This window comes from Photobacterium sp. GSS17 (assembly GCF_028621875.1).
In the GTDB taxonomy this organism is placed as follows: Bacteria; Pseudomonadota; Gammaproteobacteria; order Enterobacterales; family Vibrionaceae; genus Photobacterium; species Photobacterium ganghwense.
This window is the reverse complement of sequence record NZ_CP117517.1, coordinates 741,304-765,506: the sequence shown is the minus strand read 5'-3', so window position 1 is coordinate 765,506 and position 24,203 is coordinate 741,304. Positions and strand designations below refer to the sequence as shown.

Genomic DNA, 24,203 nt, shown 5'->3' with positions numbered 1-24,203 from the left:
TTAGTTGTTTTCGTTTAATGGTGGAACTTCACGGTTACGACGCGCGTAGAACTCTTCTACAAAAGCGTCGAAACGATCTTCTTCAATCGCCTTACGGATACTGGCCATCAGACGCTGGTAGTAACGTAAGTTGTGGATTGTATTCAGACGCGCACCTAGGATTTCATTACATTTATCCAGGTGATACAGATACGCCTTCGAGTAGTTGCGACAAGTGTAACAGTCACAATGCGGATCGAGAGGACTTGTATCCGTTTTATGTTTCGCATTACGGATCTTGATCACACCGCCAGTCACAAACAGGTGACCATTTCGGGCATTTCGGGTCGGCATTACGCAGTCGAACATATCGATACCACGGCGAACACCTTCCACCAGATCTTCTGGCTTGCCTACGCCCATCAGGTAACGAGGCTTGTCTTCCGGCAGCTGCGGACAGGTATGCTCAAGAACACGGTGCATGTCTTCTTTTGGCTCACCGACCGCCAGACCACCGACGGCATAACCGTCAAAGCCGATGTTGGTCAGCCCTTCCACGGAAACATCGCGCAGGTCTTCATATACACTACCTTGGACGATACCAAACAGTGCATTTTTGTTACCAAGTTTGTCATGGTGGTTACGGCTGCGCTGTGCCCAACGCAGTGACATCTCCATCGACTTCTTCGCTTCGTCGTGTGTGGCCGGGTATGGTGTACACTCATCGAAGATCATAACGATGTCAGAACCCAGGTCATTCTGGATTTCCATCGACTTTTCAGCGTCCATGAAAATCTTGTCACCGTTTACCGGATTACGGAAATGCACACCTTCTTCCGTGATCTTACGGATATCGCCCAGGCTGAAGACCTGGAAACCGCCGGAGTCAGTCAGAATCGGGCCCTGCCACTGCATGAAGTCGTGCAGATCACCGTGCAGTTTCATTACTTCCTGACCCGGACGCAGCCACAGGTGGAAAGTGTTACCCAGCAGGATTTGCGCGCCGGTGTCTTTTACTTCTTCCGGCGTCATCCCTTTTACGGTGCCGTAAGTACCTACAGGCATAAATGCCGGTGTTTCCACCGTACCGCGTTCAAACTTCAGGCGACCACGACGGGCACGTCCCTGAGTTTTATCTAATTCAAATTTCACAAAGCCTCCAACAGCCAGAGAAACAATCTGACATTTCATTTCCCGGCCGGTTATGGCCAGGAATACCCTGACGCCGCAACGGCGAAGCTGCAGCGCCTGTCTGCCAGGGGGCTTCCCCGCTGGCAAGCCACTACGCATTTAAGCCTAGTGGAAGAAACTGAGATTGGTCGGACTAAGCGCCCAGCCCCTCTTCAGGAATGAATATCGTCTTGATATTCAAAGACAACAAAGGCCGCATTCTAGCAAATGCAGCCTTAAGTAACACTGACTTAGACCATTAACTGGCCATCAAGCGGTCTTACGGGTGATGAACATCGAATCACCGTAACTGAAGAAACGGTAACGATTTTCTACCGCTTCTTTATAAGCATTCATGGTGTGCTCGTAACCGGCAAAGGCACTGACCAGCATGATCAGCGTCGATTCCGGCAAGTGGAAGTTGGTGATCAGCACATCCACCAGCTGGAATTCATAGCCAGGGAAGATAAAGATATCAGTATCACCGAAGAATGGCTTCAGCTCGGTGCCGTTTTTCACCGCGTCCTGCGCCGCGCTTTCCAGCGAACGTACCGACGTCGTGCCGACGGCAATCACACGTCCGCCGTTGGCCTTGGTTTCCGCAATCGCCGTTACCACCTCTTGCGGTACTTCGACATACTCGGCATGCATATGGTGATCATGGATGCTGTCCACACGCACCGGCTGGAACGTACCGGCACCCACGTGCAGGGTGACAAACGCCAGATTCACGCCTTTTTCTTTAATCGCTGACAGCAGCGTTTCATCAAAGTGCAGGCCTGCTGTCGGTGCTGCTACCGCACCCGGCTTGGCGTTGTAAACCGTTTGGTAACGCTCTTTATCAGCCTCTTCATCCGGGCGGTCGATGTATGGCGGCAACGGCATGTGGCCGACATCTTCCAGGATTTCCAATACGGTTTTGTCGCTGTTAAAACGGATTTCAAACAGCGCATCATGGCGGGCAACCATTTCTGCCTGATACTCGTCGTTTTCACCCAACAACAGCTCGTTACCCGGCTTTGGCGGCTTTGACGCGCGAACGTGGGCCAGAATGCTTTTATCGTCCAGCATGCGCTCAACCAGCACTTCCAGCTTACCGCCGGACGCTTTGCGACCGAACAGACGGGCAGGGATAACTCGGGTATTGTTAAATACCAGCAGATCGCCCGGCTGCACCAGATCCAGCACGTCTTTAAAGCCTTTATGGGCAAGCTCACCGTTATTACCGGTCAGTTGCAGCAGGCGGCTGGCTGTGCGTTCAGGTTGCGGATAGCGAGCAATCAGCTCGTCAGGAAGGTCAAAGTGAAAATCTGAAACTTGCATCGTTAGGGCCCTAAATTACAGCAGGCAGCTAGTATAGGCTGCCACACTGCAAGATCAAGCAGAGATCACTCTCACGCGCTGCAAGTTTTTCCTCTCTTTATGCACACCGGATTAGCGGGCTTGTGATAACCCGCCCGGCGGGATCTCGTTTCAGGGGGAAGTGAACCCATTCAGGCTCGGCCAAGACCACGGCGTCGACAGGCCAGCACCATCAGCCCGCAGAGCACCCAGATGCTCATCGTGCCCCCGCCACTGCTACCACCACCACTCGCGACCGGCTGTGCAATGGGAATTCCCTGACCGGCACCGGAATAATCGGCAGTGAACGGATTGCGGGAAAACTCCGGTGTGGCCTGAGTAAATAGGCTGCCGCCAACTTCACTGGCCAGCCAGTTACGGTAAGTCGCCACTTGGGTATAAACGCCCGGCAGGCGCCCGGCACACCCTTCGCCGAAACTGACCAGGCCAACCAAGCGCAGTCCGAAATCGCTGTCCCCGGCTGCCTGCGGGTTCTGCCACACCAGCGGCCCTCCCGAGTCACCAAAGCAACTGTCTCGCGCCAGTTCAGGAGCCGTAGAACCGGCACACACATAAATACTGTAATCGTTCGCGGTGACACTGCTGCCCCACATGCCATCACAGCGGGAATCCGGTACGCCTGACAATAAGGTCTGCCGCAGCCGTGTTGAGCCTGAACTGGAATCGCCAACAGACGTACTGCCCCAGCCGGATACCAGCAGGTTCGCTACCCGCTCAGCATTATCGACCCAGCCATTGGCAAACTCGAGGTCAGCCGCCGCCTGCTCGCCGGACGTTGCGAGCTGTATCGGACGAGCGCTGTCAGGCAGGGTTTCTGCCAGCTTCAGCACGGCAATATCATTCGAAAATCGGGTAGAGTTATAATTGGGGTGTATCACGATGCTCTCAACCCGCACAGCACTAGCGGAAGTCGCACTGAAGATGGAAGTAATACCAGCCCAAACTTCCACATCTTCCGGCGCAACCAAGCTCTGGCCGTTACGCATGCAATGCGCGGCGGTGATAACGGTAACCGGGCTGATAACCACCCCACCGCAGATAAACGTGCGCGCCCCCTCACTGTCACGAAACGTCATGTTCAGATAAGCCTGCCAGGGCAGCTCATTGGGCGCCGTTTCAATACCACCAATAATTCGGGCTTGTGAGACCGGTTCTGCTCCAGTGGCCTGGAAAGGTAAGCACATAGACCAAGACAACAAAATAAACAACAGCTTATGCATTGATTTATTCCTACATGGCATGTCGTTTATTGAGTATATGACACAATCTTATTTTTAACGGATGAGAAACAAATGAGACACAGTCAAATAACTTGTGTTTTCTTTGACGAGTGTCATGGGTTGCTTATTCAGGATTGGCTACAGTCAATACGTAGGCAATGCATACAGAATCGAGAGGTACAGCTGTAGCGAGCCACAGGGAGGATAAATCTTTGATACAGGAGGCTTGTATGTTTACCGTAGCTGATATGATGACCCCCAACCCGCATACGCTGAGTACCAGTCACACTCTGGCTGATGCGAAGCGGGTGATGGCGAAATACCACATCCACCATGTACCGGTCACGGATGAGAACAACCACCTGGTTGGGTTAGTGAGCCAGCGCGATATTCTGGCCGCCCAGGAATCAAGCCTGGAGCATATCTCGCAATCCCGCTTTGTTTCTGCGCTGGATATTCCTCTGGCCGACAGCATGCACCGGGATCTGATGAGTGTGGCACCCAATGCCGGATTAAAAGAAGCGGCCCTGTTCATGCAGAAACATCAGATTGGCTGTTTGCCAATCATTGACCACAATAAACTGGTCGGTATCATCACTGACTCCGATTTTGTGTCAATTGCGATTAACCTGCTGGAAATTCAGGAAGAGGTAGAACCCCTTGAAGAGGAAGGCGAAGAAGACGGTTCAGATTCTCTGCTCTAGTTACCAACCCCGGCGTCATCACGCCAGAAAGTCACCGCAAGCATGAACTTTCTGGCACATTTACATCTGGCTGAGCAGTGCCAGAGCCATCTGGCGGGTAATTTGCTGGCTGATTTTGTCCGGGGTAATCCTGACCAGCAATTTCGCCAGGACGTTGCCGACGGAATCCGCCTGCACCGTTTTATCGACAGCTATATTGATGCTCTGCCTGAAGTCCTTGAATGCCGACGCTTGTTTGACACCGATACCCGCCGGGTCAGCGGCATTGCTCTGGATATCACCTGGGATCATTTTCTGGCCCGCCACTGGACACAATTTCACCCCCAACCGTTAACTGAGTTCGTTCGCACTGCCCGCCGGGAAGTCGAACAATTCTCGGATCCGGCCCCCGAGCAATATCTGGCGACAATGGCCCGGATGTGGCAACAAAACTGGCTGGAACAATACAAGCACGTCAGCACACTGGAGCGGGCTTTGCAGCGTATGGCATTGCGTCGTCCCCGGCTCAATCAATTGGCAGCCTGCCCGGACGTGATTCTGGCTCACTATCCGACTCTGGAGCAGCAGTTCTTTGTGATTTACCCTCAGGTCAGCCGGGCAGCTCGACAATTTCGACAGCAGCAACTTCAGCCGTAGTGCCATGCCTGCAGTATCAACAGTTATAGCCAGTCAGCGCTGACGCGAAGAACAACCTCAGGCATGAAGGGTTTTTCAGGCGACGCCTAATTACAGAAGGTGCGCCCAACAGAGCCTGGGATATTCCCCAGATAGCATTGCAGATAGAAATAAAGGTAGAAAAAAGAAAAAGAAAAAGAAAGAGAAAAAAAGGAGCGCACCAGGCGCTCCAAAAGACTATCAACGATTACTAGGAGTTTAAGGGTTTATACCCATTTTTTAGAATTGCTCTTCTTCTGTAGAGCCAGTCAAAGCCGTAACGGAGGAATTACCGCCCTGAATGGTATTGGTCATCTTGTCAAAGTAGCCAGTACCCACTTCCTGCTGGTGCGCCACGAAGGTGTAACCTTTCGATGCAGCTTCAAACTCAGGACGCTGTACTTTCTCAACATAGTGGCGCATACCTTCACCCTGAGCATAAGCGTGTGCCAACTCAAACATGTTGAACCACATGTTGTGAATACCTGCCAGTGTGATGAACTGGTATTTGTAGCCCATGTCAGACAGCTCTTGCTGGAACTTAGCAATCGTGTCGGCATCCAGGTTCTTTTCCCAGTTGAATGATGGCGAGCAGTTGTAAGCCAGCAGCTGATCCGGGTACTGAGCATGAATCGCTTCCGCAAACTTACGCGCTTCTTCCAGACACGGAGTGGCCGTTTCACACCAAATCAGGTCAGCGTAAGGGGCATATGCCAGACCGCGGGCAATCGCCTGGTCAATACCGGCACGAACGCGGTAGAAACCTTCCTGAGTACGCTCGCCCACAATGAAGTCAGCATCATACGGGTCGCAGTCAGAAGTTAGCAGATCCGCAGCGTTAGCATCGGTACGGGCAATAACCAAAGTCGTAGTACCGGAAACGTCAGCCGCCAAGCGTGCTGCAACCAGCTTTTGTACCGCTTCCTGAGTCGGAACCAGAACTTTACCGCCCATGTGACCACATTTCTTCACAGAAGCCAGCTGGTCTTCGAAGTGAACCCCGGCTGCACCTGCGTCAATCATATTACGCATCAGTTCATACGCATTCAGGACACCACCAAAACCAGCTTCAGCATCAGCCACGATAGGCAGGAAGTAGTCGATACCCTCTTCCGGGTTACCGCCATTTGACCACTGAATCTGATCAGCGCGGCGGAAGGCATTGTTGATACGTTTTACCACGGTTGGCACTGAATCGACCGGATACAACGACTGATCAGGGTACATCGTTTCCGCTGAGTTGTTATCTGCTGCGACCTGCCAGCCTGACAGATAGATAGCCTCAATACCCGCTTTCGCCTGCTGCACAGCCTGGCCGCCGGTCAGTGCGCCAAGACAGTTAACATAGCCTTTCTTCGCGTCGCCATTGACCAGGTCCCACAGCTTGTCAGCACCACGCTGGGCAATAGTGTTTGCCGGCGCAAATGAACCACGCAGATTAATGACTTCTTCTGCGGTATAAGTCCGCTTTACATTTTTCCAACGTGGGTTTTCTGCCCAATCTTTTTCCAAGGCTTCGATTTGTTGCTGGCGAGTCAGTGTCATAATGATGTCCCTCGTTTCAGTTGCGATAATCCGCATCACACTTTAGTTATTGAACTGAGTTTTACCGCCCGGAGGTAATCCCTCCCCCGGGCACTGCATTTTCTGTCGCTGGCTGTTACCACTTCGAATACAACGGGTTCTATTTCATCCACTTCGAAAACTAGCGCTTCGAAAACAGTTGTTGCTAAATTCTGTGGGTACAAGAGATTCTCATACCCTGCTCCTGCATCTTCAGGATAAGTATTCGTATCCCGGCACCGTCAGGAAGTTCACCAGCTCGTCACTGGTGGTCAGGCGTGACATCAGCACCGCGGCTTCGTCATAGCGCCCGGCAGCAAAACGTGATTCCCCGACTTCCTGTTTCACGACGTCCATTTCCTCTTTCAGCATTTGCTCAAACAGCGCTTTAGTGACCATTTGTCCATTGCTGAGTGTTTTGCCGTGTTTAATCCACTGCCAGATAGAGGCTCGGGAGATTTCTGCCGTGGCGGCATCTTCCATTAATCCGTAGATAGGCACACAGCCGTTCCCGGAGATCCATGCTTCGATATACTGCACCGCGACACGAATGTTGTGGCGCATTCCGTCTTCCGTACGCTCGCCGTCACAAGGTGCCAGCAGTTCGGCAGCCGTAATCGGAGCATCTTCACTGCGGCTGATGTCAAGCTGATTGCTGCGCTCGCCCAGTACCCCATCGAACACCGCCATGGCTGTGCTCGCCAGACCAGGGTGAGCAACCCAAGTGCCATCGTGGCCGTTATTGGCTTCAAGCAATTTGTCAGTCTGGATTTTATTCAGTACCCATTCATTGCGCTCTGGATCTTTCGATGGAATGAAGGCCGCCATGCCTCCCATCGCAAACGCACCACGTCGGTGACAGGTTTTCACCAGCAGACGCGAGTAAGCATTCAGGAAAGGTTTTTCCATCGTCACGACCTGGCGATCCGGCAGAATACGGTCAGGATGGTTACGCAGCGTTTTGATGTAGCTGAAGATGTAATCCCAGCGGCCACAATTGAGGCCCACAATGTGCTCTTTAAGGCTGTAGAGGATTTCATCCATTTCAAAGACGGCCGGCAGAGTCTCGATCAGTACCGTGGCTTTGATCGTGCCGCGCGGCAGACCGAATTCATCCTCGGTAAAGCTGAATACTTCGCTCCACCAGGCGGCTTCCTGATGCGCCTGCAGCTTTGGCAGGTAGAAGTACGGACCGCTGCCTTTTGCCAACAGTTGCTGGTGGTTGTGGTAAAAATACAGTGCGAAGTCGAACAGGCACCCAGGGATAGCTTCTCCCTGCCACAACAGGTGTTTTTCCGGCAGATGCAGGCCGCGTACGCGACAGATCAGCACCGCAGGATCATCGTTCAGTTGATAGTGCTTGCCGTTTTCCGGGTTGGTGTAGTCGATGGTGCCGTTCACCGCGTCTCGCAGATTACGCTGGCCATCCAGCACTTCATTCCATGCTGGAGCAAACGAGTCTTCAAAGTCGGCCATGAACACCTTTACATCCGCATTCAGGGCATTAATCACCATCTTACGGTCAACCGGACCCGTGATCTCCACGCGGCGATCTTGCAGATCGGTAGGGATGTTCTGAATTTTCCATTCGCTGTTACGGATCTCTGCAGTCTCCGGCAAGAAATCAGGCAACGTGCCGGCATCAATGGCTGCCTGGCGAGTTTCCCGTGCAGCCAGCAGCTGAGGGACCCGGGAAGCAAAACGTTGCACCAGTTTTTCCAAAAACTGCTGAGCCCCGTTATCTAGAATCTCTGCCTGCGCCGGTGTCAGGTCAGTCTGAAGTGACAATTTCACTTCATGGCTTGCCGGTGTATGTGTGTCCATTTCTCTCGCCCCTTTCAGCTGTAACTTTATCACCACGAATGTCAGTAACCTGATTTTGGGTTATCGACCATCCCATGGCCATAACACGTTAGTTACGTTGCCTTAACAAAAAATGAATTGCAAGCCACCCCCATTTTTTCACATTTCCGCAACACAGGATCTAAGTATTTAAAAACAACAACTTACAAATATTAGAGTAATAACTCAAAACACCAAATTGAAACAGAATTCAGGTGATTACTCGGTTTTTCACCAGATAATAAAAAATCCATAAAAATGTAACGAGTTACGTAATAAAATTTCAGTTTTTGCCAGTTCAAACGAATGTTCAAATTTGCGTTTCAAACAAAAACACAAATTCAACCCTAGAACCAAACCCATGATTTTTAAGCATGAAAACGCAGTGTTTGGGACGAAATTTATACAACCAAAATAGCAACAAGAGGCATATCAACCCTATTTATTCGCTACGCGAAACAACATATACCTACAAAACAGTTTGAATAGCTCACTGGTGGACTATGGGTAAGATCGGGAAAGATGAAATAAAAGCAGGATAATGTGCTGAGAAAGCGATTTTTTCTCAGCACACCAGTAAATTGGAGGAAATAAAATCAGAGCAGTCCGGCAACAATTTCTGCCAGGCGTTCGAAGGTGCGGGTACGGGTAGAGGTCGGACGCCATACCAGTCCTATCTCACGGTAGGCTTCTTCCTGGCCCGGCGGATCAACAATCACCAGGTTCTGGTTATCCAGCAGGCCATGATCGATCGCCATCTGGGGAATGAAGGTGGTGCCCAGCCCGTTCGCAACCATTTGAACTAACGTATGAAGACTGGTCGCCGTGAAAGGGTTAATCTTCTCTTTCGACGTCAGTTTGCAGGCAGAAACCGCGTGATCGGTCAGACAGTGCTCTTTCTCAAGCAAGAAGACCGATTCATTCGGCAGATCGGCATACCGCAGCGGTACGCTGACCTGTGAAGCCTGCTTCTGGCTGATCACCATTTTGAAATCGTCACGCCCGACCACCTGACTGTGCATACCGTTAATATCCACCGGCAGCGCCAGAATCAGGACATCCATCTCGCCATTACGCAGAGCCGTCAGCAAGTTGGCCGTGGTATCTTCCCGCAGCAATAAATGAAGGTTCGGGTGGAGGCGGTTCACCTCCTGCACCAGATCGCAGAGCAGGAAAGGGGCAATGGTCGGGATACAGCCGATGCGCAGCTGACCATCCATCCCATCCCCTCCTTTACAGTTGGAGAGCTCCATCAGATCCTGGGTACGAGCCAACAGTTCCCGGCTGCGTACGACCACGTCCTCCCCGGTCGAGGTAAAGACCAGAGACTTGTTGTCACGCTCAATAAGTTGACAGCCCAGCAATTCTTCCAGATTCTGGACGCCGGAGCTAAGGGTTGACTGACTGACAAAGCAGCGCTTGGCCGCCTCACCAAAATGTCGGGTTTCAAACAGGGTCACCAAATAGTGCAGCTGTTTAAGTGAAGGAAACTTGTTCATCGCAATTTTCGATTACATCAATCTATTTATTCCGCTTTTTTCAATGTACCAGTTTCGTTATAGTTTGTCCCGTTCAAACAGAAGCCTACCGGAAAGGTCGGCGACAAACACAATATTTTAGGAGCACCAAACACATGGTACTAGTAGGTCGTCAAGCACCAGATTTTACTGCTGCAGCTGTTCTTGGTAACGGTGAAATCGTTGATAACTTCAACTTTGCAGAATACACAAAAGGTAAAAAAGCGGTAGTTTTCTTCTACCCACTAGACTTCACTTTCGTATGTCCTTCTGAGCTGATCGCTTTTGACAAGCGTTTCGAAGACTTCCAAGCGAAAGGCGTTGAAGTAATCGGTGTTTCTATCGACTCTCAGTTCTCTCACAACGCATGGCGTAACACTGCTGTTGAGAACGGCGGTATCGGTCAGGTTCGTTACCCTCTGATTGCAGACGTTAAGCACGAAATCTGCAAAGCTTACGATGTTGAGCACCCAGAAGCAGGCGTTGCGTTCCGTGGTTCTTTCCTGATCGACGAAGAAGGCGTTGTTCGTCACCAAGTAGTTAACGACCTACCACTGGGCCGTAACATTGACGAAATGCTGCGTATGGTTGACGCTCTGAACTTCCACCAGAAGAACGGTGAAGTTTGCCCAGCACAGTGGGAAGAAGGTAAGAAAGGTATGGACGCTTCTCCACAAGGCGTTGCTGCTTACCTGTCTGAGTTCACTGCAGACCTAGGCAAATAAGACATCTTATTGTCGTAAATCACACTCGCTCAACGGTGTGACGGCACAAACGTGAAAACGTAAAGCCGAAAAGTCAGTCTATGACACAATAATATGAGGCCCGGATACACCGGGCCCTTTTCGTTTCTGTCTTCCGCTTTCTGCCCTTTCTCCCTTCCCCAACTGAATGACTCCTCCCGCTGTCTTGATCTGTGCTATCGCATCAGACATTCGGATGCTCTACACTGCAGATTCTTCACAATAACTGAGCTAACCCGATGACACTCCGGCATATTGAAGTCTGTATCGATAACATTGAATCCCTGCATCTCGCCCAGCAAGGCGGTGCAACCCGTATCGAACTGTGTTCCTCCCTCGCCCTTGGCGGCCTGACGCCCAATCCGGGACTGATGAAACTGGCAGCCCGTCACGCGACGGTGCCGGTGTACGCCATGATCCGCCCGCGTCAGGGGGATTTTCTGTTTAGCGAGCAGGACAAAGAAATCATGCTGGCTGACGTCTACGCAGCTCGTGAAGCCGGATTGCAAGGCATTGTGGTTGGTGGCCTGTTGCCAGACAGCCGCATTGATGCCGAGCTGCTGGGTGCCTTGTGCCGGGAAGCCCAGGGGATGGGGGTGACTTTCCACCGTGCCATTGACCAGTGCCTTGAGCCGTTTGCGGCACTGGACACCATCATGTCTCACAACTGTGAGCGAGTACTGACCTCCGGCCTTAAAGCCAACGCCTATGAGGGCATTCCGGTACTGGCTGAGATGGTCAGATATTGCGGTGACCGACTGGCCATTATGGCCGGTGCCGGGCTGCATGCCGGCAACGTGGTAGAGATTGTGCAACAGACCGGCGTGCAGGAAGTGCACCTGTCAGGTAAAAGCACCCGTTCCAGCCTGATGCAGCAATATTCACAGGAAGCCTATATGGGCAGCGCTGAGGTTGATGACTTTACCATTCCGGTCACTGACCCGGACAAAATCAGGGCTGTTGTCCAGGCACTCCAAACTCTCGACAACCATACCCCATATAGCCATACCCCACACAATCAACATCGTTCCTGAAGCTATTCCTGCATGCCGTCCCTGCCACACCAAAGACTTGGCAGGGACGGTTTGCTTTTAGCTGCCCGATACAGAAAAAGTGCCATTGGTTTCAAATAATTAGCTATCCAATTCGTCAAGGTTCTCATTCCGCGTTACTCTTTTGTTAAGCGCAGTAAAAAGTGAGAGACAGGTATGGGTTATCAGCCACCAGCACAACGATTGAAAAAAAAGGATTACGACTCAGAGCTTGAGCGCCTGCAGATTGAACTCGTCAAACTGCAGGAATGGATCAAACAGGAAGAGCTCAAGGTTGTGGTGATTTTTGAGGGCCGCGACGCCGCCGGGAAAGGAGGCGTTATCAAGCGCATCACCGAAAAACTCAACCCTCGGGTATGCCGGGTCGTAGCACTGCCCAAGCCCACCGAAAAAGAACGGACCCAATGGTACTTCCAACGCTATGTCGCTCACTTGCCGGCTGGCGGTGAAATGGTGCTGTTTGACCGCAGTTGGTACAACCGGGCCGGGGTCGAGAAGGTCATGGGGTTCTGTACCGACGACGAATACGAAGAATTCCTGCGCTCCTGCCCCGAATTTGAACGCATGTTGGAGCGCTCCGGTATCATCCTGCTGAAATACTGGTTTTCCGTCTCTGATGAAGAGCAGGAAAAACGCTTCCTGGAACGGATCAACACCCCGATAAAGCGCTGGAAATTCAGCCCGATGGATTTGGAATCCCGCTCGCGCTGGGCAGCCTATTCCGAAGCCAAGGATAAGATGTTCGCATACACCGACACCAAACAGTGTCCCTGGTGGGTGGTGGATGCCGATACCAAGAAAAAGGCGCGCATCAACTGCATTTCTCACCTGTTGTCCCAGATCCCTTATGAAGAGATTGATTACCCCAAAATTGAGCTGCCAGACGTGAATAAAGAAGGGTATATCCGGGCGCCTGAAGATGATCAGACCTTTGTTCCGGACCTGTTTTCTGATGATGCTGACGACGACAGTGAATAGTCACTAGTAAATAGTCACTAACGTGGAAAACAAGAAAGGCGGACTGGTCCGCCTTTTCTTTTGCTCCCGGCTTCTTGCATCAAACGCCTTGCACCCGATTTCACCCAATCGATTTGACTTGCCCGGCGCAGCATCAATCAGCGCAGAATATCTTCCCGCTCTTGCGGGCTGGTGTGGCGAATATCCTTGCCTTTGACAAAATAGATGATGTATTCGCAGATATTCTGGCACCGGTCACCGACCCGTTCGATAGAGCGGGCTGACCACATTACCTGCAACACGTTAGGGATCGAGCGCGGGTCTTCCATCATGTACGTCATCAGCTGACGGATAATCGCTTCGTATTCACGATCAATCCGGTCATCTTCTTGGTACACCTGAATCGCGGCTTTAACATCCATCCGGGCAAACGCATCCAGAACCTCATGCAGCATACGCACCGCGTGCTGACCCAGCGCCTCCAGCGACACCAGCAGGTTGTACTGCTTATTGGTGAAGTTTTCCAGCGCCACTTTCGCTATGCTCTCGGCCACGTCACCGATCCGCTCCAGATCGGTAATGGTCTTGATAATGGCAATCACCAGACGCAAATCACTGGCGGTTGGCTGCCGCTTGGCAATGATGCGGGTACAGGCTTCATCAATTGCCACTTCCATGGCGTTGACCTTATGGTCATCTTTGATCACCCGGCGAGCCAGCTCAATGTCCTGTTTATGCATCGCTTTAAGGGCGTCAGCCAGCTGCTGTTCTACCAGCCCGCCCATCGCCAGAACATGGGAGCGGATGCTCTCCAGCTCGGCATTAAACTGGCCGGATATATGACGGCCAAGGCTTACATTGTCTAACATCGCTTAACTCCTTAACCGTATCGACCTGTGATGTAATCTTCTGTTCGTTTTTCGCGTGGGGTGGTGAAAATATCATTGGTACTGCCGTATTCCACCAGCTCGCCCATGTGCATGAATGCCGTATTGTCTGACACCCGTGCCGCCTGCTGCATGTTGTGCGTCACGATGATCACCGTGTACTTGGTTTTCAGATCGTTGATCAGCTCTTCAATGGTCAGCGTCGAGATCGGGTCCAGCGCTGATGTCGGCTCATCCAGCAGCAGCACCTCCGGTTCAATGGCAATCGCCCGGGCAATAACCAGACGCTGCTGCTGACCACCGGACAACCCGAAAGCATTCTCGTGCAGGCGGTTTTTCACCTCATCCCACAACGCAGCACCGCGCAGCGAGTTTTCCACCGCGTCGTCCAGTACCCGACGATCCCGGATGCCCTGCAGACGCAGCCCGTACACCACGTTCTCATAAATCGATTTCGGGAACGGGTTCGGGCGCTGAAACACCATCCCGACCCGGCGTCGCAGCGAAGCCACGTCCACCTTATTATCATAGATGTTCTGCCCGTGCAGCATGATCTGGCCGTCAACCCTGCACCCTTCAACCAGCTCATTCATTCGGTTGATACACCGCAGCAGGGTCGATTTCCCGCAGCCTGACGGGCCGATAAACGCGGTCACCTGCCCTTTAGCAATGCGCATGTTGATATCAAACAGGGCCTGATGGTTGCCGTAATGCAAATCTAGCCCCTCGATAGACAACGCCGTTTTTTCCTCGGGCAACGCGGACAAGTCAACGGGGGCAAACAAACCGATTGGGGAATTAATTGAAAACATAATCCTTCCTGACTCTCGCTATTGCTCCAGGGAGCGGAACTTCTCTCGTAAATGGTTGCGGATACCGATGGCGGTCAGATTCAGACCAACAATCACCGTCACCAGTAAAAATGATGTGGCATACACCAGCGGGCGGGCAGCTTCAACGTTCGGACTCTGAAAGCCGACATCATATATATGATAACCAAGATGCATGAATTTACGATCCAGGTGCAGATACGGGAAGTGGTTATCAATCGGCAATGACGGGGCCATTTTCACCACTCCCACCAGCATCAAAGGGGCCACTTCCCCGGCGGCGCGGGCAACTGCCAGGATCAATCCGGTCATGATTGCCGGACTGGCCATCGGCAATACCGTCCGCCACAGGGTTTCTGCCTGTGTCGCGCCCAATGCCAGTGAGCCGTGCCGGATAGACACCGGAATCCTCGCCAGGCCTTCTTCGGTCGAGACAATCACAACTGGCAGGGTCAGGATCGCCAGCGTCAACGCCGACCACAGGATACCCGGCGTACCGAATGTCGGCGCTGGCAGCTCAGAGGCAAAAAAGACCTCATCAATGGTGCCGCCTACCATGTAGACGAAAAATCCCAGCCCGAACACCCCGTAAACAATGGACGGAACCCCGGCTAGGTTAATCACCGCCACCCGGATCAATTTGGTAAACATACTTTTCCCGGCATACTCGTGTAGGTAGACGGCCGCCATCACCCCTAGCGGAGTGACAATCACGCTCATCAGCAGCACCATGAATACCGTACCGAAAATCGCCGGAAATACACCGCCCTCGGTATTGGCTTCGCGCGGGTCCTCGCTGACAAACTTACCGAGCTGATCCAGCCAGTGCACCAGTTTGGCCGACAGTGTCATTTCATTCGGAAACCACAAATCGAGGATCTGCGCTAAAGGCAGAGCAATTTCTTTGCCTGACATTTCCCGCACGATCAGCGTGTCGCTTTCCAGTTGCTTGCGCAGTTGAGTCAGTTGCTGCTCCAGGGCATGAAGGGACTGCTCCAAGCGGATTCTTTCTGCCGGATCCACCTTGCCGCCATCTTTACGGCGCAGCCGCTCAAACTGGTAGTTAAGCGATTTCAGCTCATTTTTTTCCAGCTGACGAATCTGCTCCCGCACGGCAATGGCCCGCATCAGGCTGAGGTTAAGGCTATCCAGCGAGATCGGCCTGCCGTCCTCATACAATGCGGTGGGCACCCCGTAGAAACGGCCATTTTTCATTCGCTCGATGACAGCTACCCCGGCTGCCGGTTGCTGGCTCACGATATGCGGTGCCAGTACCGTCACAAAGTCACTGCCCAGCAGATCCCGGTTGCCGGTTTTGATGATGTAACGATCAACCTGACCGGCCGCGGCAAACGCCGACGTGTCTACCCCGGCATCAGCCAACTGCTGAACCGGTACCGTTTTCCGCTCGTACAACTCACCGATGACGGTGCTGTGTTCCATGGCCGGCTGACCATTCACTGACAACTCAAACTGATAAACAGGGGCTGGCCAAAAATAGCCCAGCCCCTTCCAGCCGATCAGTAATAACAGCCCCAGAACCGCCACAAGGCTCAGACTGACAGCGCCGGCGGTCAGCCAAATCCAGGGCGAGCCCGATTCAAACCATTTACGCATGATGCCACGTCGTCATTGTTGTTCTTTTCGTCTTCATTCCTGTGAAAGTCTCTTTCGCTCTGTGCACTGTCTGGCGTGCCTCATCAGAGTGAACTGTATTTTTCCCGCAGCCGCTGACGTACCAGCTCGGCGACGGTATTAAAGAAAAAGGTAAATACAAACAGCACAAAAGCTGCCAGGAACATTACCCGGTAGTGAGAGCTGCCCACTTCGCTTTCCGGCATTTCAATCGCAATGGTGGCAGACAGGGTGCGCATTCCCTCCAGCACGTTCCAGTCGAGGATCGGCGTATTCCCGGTCGCCATCAGCACAATCATGGTTTCCCCGACTGCGCGCCCCAGCCCCATCATCACGGCGGAAAAAATCCCCGGACTGGCAGTTAGCAATACCACCCGTGTCAGTGTCTGCCAGTGGGTCGCCCCCAGCGCCAGCGAACCGCTGGTCAGGTGGCCAGGTACCGAGAAGATCGCATCTTCCGCAATTGAGAAAATTGTCGGAATCACCGCAAACCCCATCGCAATCCCGACCACCAGAGTATTGCGCTGATCGTAGCCAATGCCCCACTCATTATTCAGGTACACCCGCATATCGCCGCCAAAGAGCAGCGTTTCCAGCGCAGGGCTGAGAGCAAAACACCCGTAACCGACCAGCACGATAACCGGCATCAGCAACAGGATATGGAGACCGCCGGGAATGCGCTGACGAAAACGTCCCGGCAAGAGCGCCCAAACCAGTCCAGCAGCCATCATTGCCAACGGGAAGGCCACCAGCAGCAGGGCAATCCCCGCCAGATTTTTTTCCACAATCGGCGCCAGCCAAATCCCGGCCAGAAAGCCCAGAATGACCGTCGGCAGCGCTTCCATCAGCTCAATGGTCGGTTTAATCACCCGCCGCATCCGCGACGACATAAAATACGCGGTGTAAATTGCACCGGCCAGTGCCAGTGGAACCGCAAAAAACAGGGCATAGAGCGCCGCTTTCAGGGTACCGAAAATGATTGGCACCAGACTCAGCTTAGGTTCAAACTCATCACTGGCCGAGGTGGACTGCCAGACAAAATCCGGCTCCGGATAGCCCTCGTACCAGATTTTCTGCCACAACGAGGCAAAACCGATTTCCGGATGGCGGTTGTCGACTTTATAAGTCTGCCACTGATTGCCCGTAACGGCGACCAGACGATCGGCGCGCGGCGAAATCATCAGGGTGTCCGGCACCTTATCAGTAAATACCGCAGAACTGTAGATAGCCCCTTTCACTGTGGTATAAAACGCCGACAACTGGCCGTCATCCTGCAGCACAAAGAAACCTTTACGAGCATATTCCGGGACCAGCGATGTAACATTGCCAGGCGGCAGAGCAAATTCACGGGTCTTCACCAGCGAGCGGCGCCCGTCTTTCACTACTTCAAACCACTGCGCCACACGGTGCTCGCTGTCCGTGATTAACAAGGAGTTGGCTCCGGACAACAACGCCAGCTGACGCGGCTCCGCATCGCCGTCTGCGACACTCACCACCTGACGGATCTGCGCCTGCGCTTCGCCCAGAGTCACAACATAGATACGTTTTCCGGCCAGCAGATACAAGGTTCGCGCATCCGGCGTGACCGCCAGATCATCAATAGGCTCTGCAACGCCTTCCAACGCGAAGTCAGTGGCCTGCCAGTGCTCTGGCCCCGTCTGCCCCAAGACCTCTCCCCCGGTGAACTTTTTCACCCGGATACGCTGATCTGCGGTCACCCCCGCCAGCACGGCCCGACGGCTGCGTACCGACACTGCCAGTTTAACGATCGGCTGGCGTTGCGGATCAAGCTGCAATGGCTCCTGCCCGAGCGGAAATGCCATCGACAAGCCGCTTTGATAACCGTCACCCGCAGCAAGCGGCCGGGCTATCACCACTTCGCCTTCGCTGCCGCCGAGGGCGATCAGATCTTCCGCCGGCAGGCTGCGCCCGATGCTGGTTGTATGTGGCAGTAAGGTGTATTGGCGAACTTCGCGACCGGGATCGGCCGACGTCAGGGGGATCACCGACAACTGCCCGGTATCGGACAGGCGAAACAAGGTGTCGTTGCGATCGTTAAAAGTGACCAGTGCCGTGCGATCTGCAAAGGAGGTCGAGAAAGCCTGCTGAGGTACCACACGGACCGCAGAGAAAATCGGCAGGATCACATAAAGCAGGTAGAAAAAAATCAGAACTAAGGTAATTAATACGAAGATCCCTCCAGCTGTCACTCCATATCGGGCAAGCTTATCGGTTACCTTCCGGCCAGGACTGTTTCCCATCAAAAATTCGCTGGCCTTTGCCATTATTACCTCAATAAATTTACACGCTTACTTATAATATTGCCTTTAGATGACAATTATATGACAACGAAATTGTCCCAGCTACGGGGATGGATCCCGCCGCTTGCAATAGCCACTTTGCAGCATACTTAACAGGACGCACTGCAATAAAAATGTCACAAAACTGTTCTACCCTTTACTGCAGGTAATTTTGTACAGTTTTCAATAACCTGAATTATTACGAAACTAGACAGAACATACACCAGGTCACATAATGGTCAATAGCCTCCGGCTTTCTATCGCCTCAACGAATAAGGATATCGTTATGAAGCACCTCATCATCACTGTTATTGGCCGCGATCAGGCGGGTCTTGTTGAAACCCTTTCCGATACAATTTACCAGAACAACGGTAACTGGCTGTCCAGCAGCCTGAGTAAACTCGCCGGCCAGTTTGCCGGGATCCTGCAAGTGGAAGTCGCCGATCAGCACATTGCCGCGCTGAGCAAAGCACTGAGCGAGATCGAAGCCCTGCAAGTGCAGATTGTTGAGGATGAAAGCAAGACCTCACCGACCACCACCCTGTTTAACCTGCTGGTTACCGGTAATGACCGGGTAGGTATCGTGAAAGATGTCACCACTAAGCTCAAGCAGCTGGGCGTCAACATCAACAAGCTGAAAACCGACTCTGACAGCGCCCCCAACTGGGGCTACCCCATTTTTACCGCTGACTTCCAACTGGAGTTGCCGGACGGACTCAGTATTGAGCATGTCCAGGAAGCGCTGGAGTCGATTGCCGATGACCTGACCATTGATATTGATAATAACTAAGGCCTGAGCCCGTTTCAGCTGTACCTTTAGACGGATTGCTGCGCCGCTCCCTGCCGGTATGTCGCCTCAGGCGGCTATCTGTGGGGAGTCTGGGCATGCGCAGTAGACACCACTGGTAGGAAGAAACCGGCCACAGGCCAGCAGTACCTTTAGCCCAAGCTTTCTATAGGAATAAAATGAGCACGGAACCTCTCTATTTAGAAAAAGAACTCAGTTGGCTTTCCTTCAATGAACGTGTGCTGCAGGAGGCTGCCGACAAGTCAGTCCCCCTCATAGAGCGTGTGCGTTTTCTCGGTATCTTCTCCAGTAATACCGATGAGTTTTACAAAGTACGCTTTGCCGATGTAAAACGCCGCATTCTGATCAATCAGGAAAGAGGCAGTAACGAAAACTCCAAAGAACTCCTCAGCAAAATCCAGAGTCGCGTGCTCAAACTGAACCAGGACTTCGATACCCTTTATAACGAAATTCTGCTGGAAATGGCCCGGCGCCACATTTTCCTGGTCAATGAACAGCAGCTCGATGATCATCAGCAAAACTGGCTCCGAAAACATTTTCGTACCCAAATCCTTCCCCACATTTCGCCAATCCTGCTGACCGATGATGTGGATTTGCTGCAATTTCTTAAAGACGAATATTCCTACCTGGCGGTAGAAATGCAGCAAGGCGACAGCAAACGCTATGCCCTGCTGGAAATCCCGACCGATCAGCAGCCACGGTTTATCAAACTGCCGGAGGCGAAAGGGAAGCGCCGCAAGACTCTCATCCTGCTGGATAACATTATCCGCTTCTGTCTCGATGAAATTTTCAGCGGGCTGTTTGAATACGACAGTCTGGCAGCCTATGCGATGAAAATGACCCGCGATGCGGAATATGACCTGAGCCAGGAAGTGGAACACAGCCTGATGGAGCAGATGTCTGAAGGCCTGAGCCAACGTCTGACGGCCATGCCGGTCCGGTTCGTGTACCAGCGCGATATGCCAGCGGATATGGTCGACACCCTGTGCAGCATGCTTAAAGTCTCCAGTTACGACAGCATTATCCCGGGCGGCCGTTACCATAACTTCAAAGACTTTATCGGTTTCCCGAACGTCGGCCGCAACTACCTGGAAAACAATCCGCTGCCACCGCTCGAAAGCTACCAGTTTGTCAGCGCCCGCAACGCCTTTGATGCGATCAAAGCGCAGGACATCCTGCTGTATTACCCGTACCACACCTTCAACCACATGACGGAGTTGGTGCGCCAGGCAGCGTACGACCCGAAAGTGCGCAGCATCAAAATCAATATCTACCGGGTGGCCAAACAGTCCCGGATCATTGAGTCAATGATTGATGCCGCCAACAACGGCAAACGGGTGACCGTGGTGGTCGAGCTGCAAGCTCGTTTCGATGAGGAAGCCAATATTGAATGGGCCCGCCGCCTGACCGAAGCCGGCGTCCATGTGGTGTTTGGCGTACCGGGCCTGAAGATTCACTCCAAGCTCTGCCTGATCACCCGTATCGAAGGGGATGAACTGGTTCGCTATGCCCATATCGGTACCGGTAACTTCCACGAGAACACCGCCCGGATTTACACTGACTTCTCCCTGATGACCTGCAAGCCGGCAATCACCGACGAAGTCCGCATGGTGTTCAGCTACATCCAGAATCCGTACCAGCCAGTGAAATTCAGAAAACTGATTGTCTCGCCGCGTAACTCGCGCTTACGGATGTACGACCTGATTGATCGTGAAATTGCCCATGCCAAGCAAAATCTGCCGGCGGGTATTACACTCAAGGTGAACAACCTGGTGGATAAAGGATTGATCAACCTGCTTTATCAGGCCAGCAATGCAGGCGTGAAAATCAAGCTGATCATCCGTGGCATGTGCTCGCTGATCCCCGGCATCAAGGGCATCAGTGAAAATATTACCGCGATCAGCATCGTCGACCGCTTCCTCGAACACCCGCGAGTCATGGTGTTTGATAATAACGGCGATCCGGAGGTTTTCATTTCTTCCGCTGACTGGATGACCCGAAACATCGACAACCGAATTGAAGTCGGCTGTCCGATTGACGACCCGGCCCTGAAGCAAAAGATCATTGATATCCTCAATATCCAGCTGTCAGACACCGTCAAGGCCCGGGTACTCGACCGCGACATGAGCAACAATTATGTGTCCCGGGGCAACAAGCGGAAGATCCGATCTCAAATCGAGATCTATGATTATCTGAAGCAGTCGGAAAAACAGCTCAAGAAGCAAGCGCAGAAAAGTGAAAACGACGCATGACAGAACCCGAAGCACCCCGTGAAATTGCCGCGATAGATATTGGCTCCAACAGCTTTCACATGGTTGTTGCCCGCGTGGTCGGCCAGAGCCTGCAAATTATCAGTCGCCATAAACAGCGTGTGCATCTGGCCTCCGGGCTGGATGCGCAGCAAAACCTCGATCAGGCCGCGATTCAGCGCGGCCTGAACTGCTTGGCCATGTTCGCCGAACGCCTGCAAGGGTTCCCGCCGGAAAATGTCCGCATTGCCGCAACCTATACCCTGCGCCAGGCCAGAAATGCCCACGTTTTTCTCAAGCGGGCTGAAGCTCTGATCCCGTACTCGATCGAAATTATTCCCGGCACCGAAGAAGCCCGCCTGATCTACCTTGGCGTGGCTCATACCCAGCCGGACAACGGCCGCAAGCTGGTCGTTGATATCGGTGGCGGCAGCACAGAGCTGGTGATCGGGGAAGGTTTTCATCCTCTGATTGCCTACAGCAAGCACATGGGCTGTGTCAGCTACAACAAGCTGTTTTTCCCGAAAGGCAAAATCAGCAGCAAACGCATGGCTGCCGCCCAGCTGGCTGCCCAGCAGAAAATGGAAAGTATCGCCAACACCTACATGCGTGCCGGCTGGCAAACGGCAATCGGCTCCTCGGGCACCATCAAGGCGATCCGGGAAGTGCTGATCGGCATGGGCCATCAGGACGGCGTGATCACCCCGGAACGGCTGGCACTGCTGATTGAGGCCATGCTGAAAGTAAAACAGGCGGACGAGCTGGATCTACCGGGGCTGACAGACGACCGCAAACCGGTGTTTGCCGCAGGGGTAGCTATCCTCAGCGCAGTCTTCAAATCGCTGGACATTGAAGAGATGATTTTCTCAGACGGCGCCTTGCGTGAAGGGCTGTTGTACGAGATGGAAGATCGTTTCCGGTTCAGTGATATCCGGGTCCGGACCGCTACCGCAATGGCCGAACAGTACAATGTTGATCTAGCCCAGGCAACGCGGGTTAAGGAAACGGCCGAAATGCTCTACAGCCAGATTGAGCCACAACCGGGGCTGGCCAAAACCGATCTGGCCACCCTGCTCGGCTGGGGCGCCCAGTTGCACGAAGTCGGCCTGAGCATCAGCTATCCGGGCTTTCACCGTCACTCGGCCTATCTCCTGCGGCACAGTACCATGCCCGGGTTTAACCTGGAGCAGCAAACGGTGCTGGCAACACTGGTCAGATACCAACGCAAGAGCCTGAAGCTGGAAGAGATGCCGGAGCTGAGTATTTATAAGCGAAAGCACCTCTACCCCCTGATCCGCACCCTGCGCCTAGCCGTGGCATTGAATGGCCAACGCAGTGACAGCCCGCTGCCACCGATCACGGTTGAAGCCAACAAAGAAGAGTGGCGCCTGATTCTGCCGGAAGGCTGGGAAGCCGATAACCGGCTGCTCGCCGCCGATCTCCGTCAGGAGCAAGAATACTGGCAGAAAGCCGGCTGGCAGCTGCACCTATGTGAATCGCCGCTGCTCATCGCGTAACCACGGACATCGACCAGTACTAAATGCCAGCTAGGTGCTAGGTGCCAGGTGCCAGGTGCTAGGTGCCAGGTGCTAGGTGCTAGGCAAAAACACAAAACGGCTTGCCCTGAGGCAAGCCGTTTTTAGTAGTTAGCCCCATTTGACCGCTCAAGAGCTGACCGGCCGAGGAAACTCACAGCTCCAGTTGGCGCAGGGTCGCTTCAACGGAACTGGAGGGCAGCGGGATGTAGCCGTCCTTCTCCACCAGATCCTGGCCGGTGTGAGAGAGAATAAAACGGACAAACTCAGCCACCAGCGGCGACAACGGTTTGTCCGGCTGCTTGTTGATGTAGATATACAGATAACGAGACAGCGGGTATTTGCCGTTGACGGAATTCTCGATGGTAGCAGCCACATAGTCAGTTCCTTCCCGGGCAATCGGAATCGCCCGAATCCCGGTCGTCTGGTAACCCACCCCGGAGTAACCGATCGAGGTCAGTGAACTGGCGACCGACTGCACCACCGATGCCGACCCCGGCTGTTCATTCACGTTGTTGCGAAAGTCACCGTGGCATAGGGCCTGCTGTTTGAAGAAACCATAGGTGCCGGATACCGAGTTACGCCCAAACAGCTGAATATCCCGCTCGGCCCAGCGCCCAGTCATACCGACCTGTCCCCAATGATCAATAGGCGTCAGCCCGCCACAACGCAGAGTTCGGGAATAAATCGCATCCAGCTGAGCAAAATTCAGTCCTTTCAGGGGATTATCTTCATGGACAAACACCGCCAACGCATCAATCGCCACCCGGATTTCAGTCGGCGGGTAACCGAATTCCTGCTCAAACGCTGCAATTTCTTTGGCTTTCATCCGGCGGCTCATCGGCCCCAGCTGCGCTGTCGATTCAATCAGGGCTATGGGCGCGGTAGACGAACCGGCCGCCTGGATCTGAATATTGACCCCGGGATAAAAGCGCTTGAATTCTTCTGACCAGTAGGTCATCAGGTTGGCAAAGGTATCAGAGCCGACTGATGACAGGTTGCCGGCTATCCCGACCCCAGTCACCGGCTGGTAGTCAGGTAAACGGCTATGGGTGGCCTGCGCCGGACCGCTGGCCACCAGTGTCATCAGCACGCCCAGCCCGGCTGACAAAACCCCGGCTGACAGGCGGGTACGCAATGCCCGTGGCCAATGAGCGAGGCGGCGCAGTTGGTACAGGGCTACTTTCCCTCTCGTC

General features: G+C 53.2%; 19 protein-coding genes. 8 read left to right on the top strand and 11 right to left on the bottom strand.

What is annotated here, in order from left to right; genetic code table 11:
- The 3 genes from tgt to PGW97_RS03415 form a co-directional block, all read right to left on the bottom strand.
- Positions 1 to 1,131 carry a tRNA guanosine(34) transglycosylase Tgt gene (gene tgt / locus PGW97_RS03425; RefSeq protein WP_047886631.1) on the bottom strand — a complete coding sequence of 377 codons (1,131 nt, stop codon included), beginning with the start codon at positions 1,129 to 1,131 and terminating at the stop codon, positions 1 to 3.
- Between the two features lie 288 nt (positions 1,132 to 1,419).
- Positions 1,420 to 2,472 carry a tRNA preQ1(34) S-adenosylmethionine ribosyltransferase-isomerase QueA gene (gene queA / locus PGW97_RS03420; protein WP_273858729.1) on the bottom strand — a complete coding sequence of 351 codons (1,053 nt, stop codon included), beginning with the start codon at positions 2,470 to 2,472 and terminating at the stop codon, positions 1,420 to 1,422.
- A gap of 170 nt (positions 2,473 to 2,642) precedes the next feature.
- Positions 2,643 to 3,731 (bottom strand): S1 family serine peptidase, encoded by a 1,089-nt coding sequence (locus PGW97_RS03415; protein WP_273858727.1) that lies wholly within the window; start codon positions 3,729 to 3,731, stop codon positions 2,643 to 2,645.
- A 230-nt stretch (positions 3,732 to 3,961) separates the two neighbouring features.
- Here PGW97_RS03415 and PGW97_RS03410 point away from each other — a divergent pair, with 230 nt between their 5' ends.
- Both PGW97_RS03410 and PGW97_RS03405 read left to right on the top strand, forming a co-directional pair.
- Positions 3,962 to 4,435 (top strand): CBS domain-containing protein, encoded by a 474-nt coding sequence (locus PGW97_RS03410; RefSeq protein WP_047886585.1) that lies wholly within the window; start codon positions 3,962 to 3,964, stop codon positions 4,433 to 4,435.
- Between the two features lie 42 nt (positions 4,436 to 4,477).
- Entirely contained in the window at positions 4,478 to 5,071 is a 594-nt protein-coding gene (locus tag PGW97_RS03405) for an acyl carrier protein phosphodiesterase (RefSeq protein ID WP_273858724.1), read from the top strand.
- A 258-nt stretch (positions 5,072 to 5,329) separates the two neighbouring features.
- Here the strand turns inward: PGW97_RS03405 and aceA are convergent, their stop codons facing one another.
- The 3 genes from aceA to PGW97_RS03390 all read right to left on the bottom strand — a co-directional run bounded on the left by aceA (position 5,330) and on the right by PGW97_RS03390 (position 9,993).
- Entirely contained in the window at positions 5,330 to 6,634 is a 1,305-nt protein-coding gene (aceA, locus tag PGW97_RS03400; protein ID WP_047886583.1) for an isocitrate lyase, read from the bottom strand.
- A 231-nt stretch (positions 6,635 to 6,865) separates the two neighbouring features.
- Positions 6,866 to 8,476: a malate synthase A gene (gene aceB, locus PGW97_RS03395; protein WP_273858722.1), complete on the bottom strand. Its 1,611-nt coding sequence runs from the start codon at positions 8,474 to 8,476 to the stop codon at positions 6,866 to 6,868.
- Positions 8,477 to 9,090: 614 nt separating this feature from the next.
- Positions 9,091 to 9,993, bottom strand: a complete 903-nt coding sequence (locus PGW97_RS03390) for a hydrogen peroxide-inducible genes activator (RefSeq protein ID WP_047886581.1) — start codon at positions 9,991 to 9,993, stop codon at positions 9,091 to 9,093.
- 134 nt (positions 9,994 to 10,127) lie between these two features.
- Between PGW97_RS03390 and PGW97_RS03385 the strand changes: the two genes are divergently transcribed.
- From PGW97_RS03385 to ppk2, 3 genes are all read left to right on the top strand, one after another.
- On the top strand, positions 10,128 to 10,736 hold the full coding sequence (locus PGW97_RS03385) for a peroxiredoxin C (protein WP_047886580.1): 609 nt from the start codon (positions 10,128 to 10,130) through the stop codon (positions 10,734 to 10,736).
- Between the two features lie 257 nt (positions 10,737 to 10,993).
- Positions 10,994 to 11,788, top strand: a complete 795-nt coding sequence (locus PGW97_RS03380; protein ID WP_273858719.1) for a copper homeostasis protein CutC — start codon at positions 10,994 to 10,996, stop codon at positions 11,786 to 11,788.
- A gap of 174 nt (positions 11,789 to 11,962) precedes the next feature.
- A complete protein-coding gene (gene ppk2 / locus PGW97_RS03375) occupies positions 11,963 to 12,784 on the top strand; it encodes a polyphosphate kinase 2 (protein WP_047886578.1) in 822 nt (273 codons plus the stop codon).
- Between the two features lie 137 nt (positions 12,785 to 12,921).
- Here ppk2 and phoU read toward each other — a convergent pair whose 3' ends face one another.
- The 4 genes from phoU to PGW97_RS03355 all read right to left on the bottom strand — a co-directional run bounded on the left by phoU (position 12,922) and on the right by PGW97_RS03355 (position 18,400).
- On the bottom strand, positions 12,922 to 13,632 hold the full coding sequence (phoU, locus tag PGW97_RS03370) for a phosphate signaling complex protein PhoU (protein ID WP_047886577.1): 711 nt from the start codon (positions 13,630 to 13,632) through the stop codon (positions 12,922 to 12,924).
- An 11-nt stretch (positions 13,633 to 13,643) separates the two neighbouring features.
- Positions 13,644 to 14,462 (bottom strand): phosphate ABC transporter ATP-binding protein PstB, encoded by an 819-nt coding sequence (pstB, locus tag PGW97_RS03365; RefSeq protein WP_047886576.1) that lies wholly within the window; start codon positions 14,460 to 14,462, stop codon positions 13,644 to 13,646.
- 18 nt (positions 14,463 to 14,480) lie between these two features.
- Positions 14,481 to 16,097 (bottom strand): phosphate ABC transporter permease PstA, encoded by a 1,617-nt coding sequence (pstA, locus tag PGW97_RS03360; protein WP_273858715.1) that lies wholly within the window; start codon positions 16,095 to 16,097, stop codon positions 14,481 to 14,483.
- Positions 16,098 to 16,180: 83 nt separating this feature from the next.
- The gene (locus PGW97_RS03355) at positions 16,181 to 18,400 is read right to left on the bottom strand and encodes an ABC transporter permease subunit (RefSeq protein ID WP_273858714.1); all 2,220 of its coding nucleotides are present in this window, start codon (positions 18,398 to 18,400) and stop codon (positions 16,181 to 16,183) included.
- A gap of 301 nt (positions 18,401 to 18,701) precedes the next feature.
- Here PGW97_RS03355 and PGW97_RS03350 point away from each other — a divergent pair, with 301 nt between their 5' ends.
- The 3 genes from PGW97_RS03350 (at position 18,702) to ppx (ending at position 22,989) form a co-directional block, all read left to right on the top strand.
- Positions 18,702 to 19,205 carry a glycine cleavage system protein R gene (locus PGW97_RS03350; protein ID WP_047886573.1) on the top strand — a complete coding sequence of 168 codons (504 nt, stop codon included), beginning with the start codon at positions 18,702 to 18,704 and terminating at the stop codon, positions 19,203 to 19,205.
- Positions 19,206 to 19,381: 176 nt separating this feature from the next.
- Positions 19,382 to 21,475 (top strand): polyphosphate kinase 1, encoded by a 2,094-nt coding sequence (gene ppk1, locus PGW97_RS03345; RefSeq protein ID WP_047886572.1) that lies wholly within the window; start codon positions 19,382 to 19,384, stop codon positions 21,473 to 21,475.
- The gene (gene ppx / locus PGW97_RS03340; protein WP_273858710.1) at positions 21,472 to 22,989 is read left to right on the top strand and encodes an exopolyphosphatase; all 1,518 of its coding nucleotides are present in this window, start codon (positions 21,472 to 21,474) and stop codon (positions 22,987 to 22,989) included. Before ppk1 ends, ppx begins: the two co-directional genes overlap by 4 nt.
- Before the next feature lie 172 nt (positions 22,990 to 23,161).
- Here ppx and PGW97_RS03335 read toward each other — a convergent pair whose 3' ends face one another.
- Complete coding sequence (locus PGW97_RS03335) at positions 23,162 to 24,094, bottom strand: PstS family phosphate ABC transporter substrate-binding protein (RefSeq protein ID WP_217393480.1); 933 nt, start codon at positions 24,092 to 24,094, stop codon at positions 23,162 to 23,164.
- Positions 24,095 to 24,203: the final 109 nt, after the last annotated feature.

Excerpts from the sequence above, each read along its gene's own strand:
- queA (WP_273858729.1), bottom strand. The coding sequence starts at position 2,472 with ATGCAAGTTTCAGATTTTCACTTTGACCTTCCTGACGAGCTGATTGCT.
- ppk2 (WP_047886578.1), top strand. The coding sequence starts at position 11,963 with ATGGGTTATCAGCCACCAGCACAACGATTGAAAAAAAAGGATTACGAC.
- pstA (WP_273858715.1), bottom strand. The coding sequence starts at position 16,097 with ATGCGTAAATGGTTTGAATCGGGCTCGCCCTGGATTTGGCTGACCGCC.
- PGW97_RS03405 (WP_273858724.1), top strand. The coding sequence starts at position 4,478 with ATGAACTTTCTGGCACATTTACATCTGGCTGAGCAGTGCCAGAGCCAT.
- PGW97_RS03415 (WP_273858727.1), bottom strand. The coding sequence starts at position 3,731 with ATGCATAAGCTGTTGTTTATTTTGTTGTCTTGGTCTATGTGCTTACCT.
- ppk1 (WP_047886572.1), top strand. The coding sequence starts at position 19,382 with ATGAGCACGGAACCTCTCTATTTAGAAAAAGAACTCAGTTGGCTTTCC.
- PGW97_RS03335 (WP_217393480.1), bottom strand. The coding sequence starts at position 24,094 with ATGACACTGGTGGCCAGCGGTCCGGCGCAGGCCACCCATAGCCGTTTA.
- aceA (WP_047886583.1), bottom strand. The coding sequence starts at position 6,634 with ATGACACTGACTCGCCAGCAACAAATCGAAGCCTTGGAAAAAGATTGG.
- PGW97_RS03355 (WP_273858714.1), bottom strand. The coding sequence starts at position 18,400 with ATGGCAAAGGCCAGCGAATTTTTGATGGGAAACAGTCCTGGCCGGAAG.
- PGW97_RS03385 (WP_047886580.1), top strand. The coding sequence starts at position 10,128 with ATGGTACTAGTAGGTCGTCAAGCACCAGATTTTACTGCTGCAGCTGTT.
- phoU (WP_047886577.1), bottom strand. The coding sequence starts at position 13,632 with ATGTTAGACAATGTAAGCCTTGGCCGTCATATATCCGGCCAGTTTAAT.
- PGW97_RS03380 (WP_273858719.1), top strand. The coding sequence starts at position 10,994 with ATGACACTCCGGCATATTGAAGTCTGTATCGATAACATTGAATCCCTG.
- ppx (WP_273858710.1), top strand. The coding sequence starts at position 21,472 with ATGACAGAACCCGAAGCACCCCGTGAAATTGCCGCGATAGATATTGGC.
- pstB (WP_047886576.1), bottom strand. The coding sequence starts at position 14,462 with ATGTTTTCAATTAATTCCCCAATCGGTTTGTTTGCCCCCGTTGACTTG.
- aceB (WP_273858722.1), bottom strand. The coding sequence starts at position 8,476 with ATGGACACACATACACCGGCAAGCCATGAAGTGAAATTGTCACTTCAG.
- PGW97_RS03390 (WP_047886581.1), bottom strand. The coding sequence starts at position 9,993 with ATGAACAAGTTTCCTTCACTTAAACAGCTGCACTATTTGGTGACCCTG.
- PGW97_RS03350 (WP_047886573.1), top strand. The coding sequence starts at position 18,702 with ATGAAGCACCTCATCATCACTGTTATTGGCCGCGATCAGGCGGGTCTT.
- PGW97_RS03410 (WP_047886585.1), top strand. The coding sequence starts at position 3,962 with ATGTTTACCGTAGCTGATATGATGACCCCCAACCCGCATACGCTGAGT.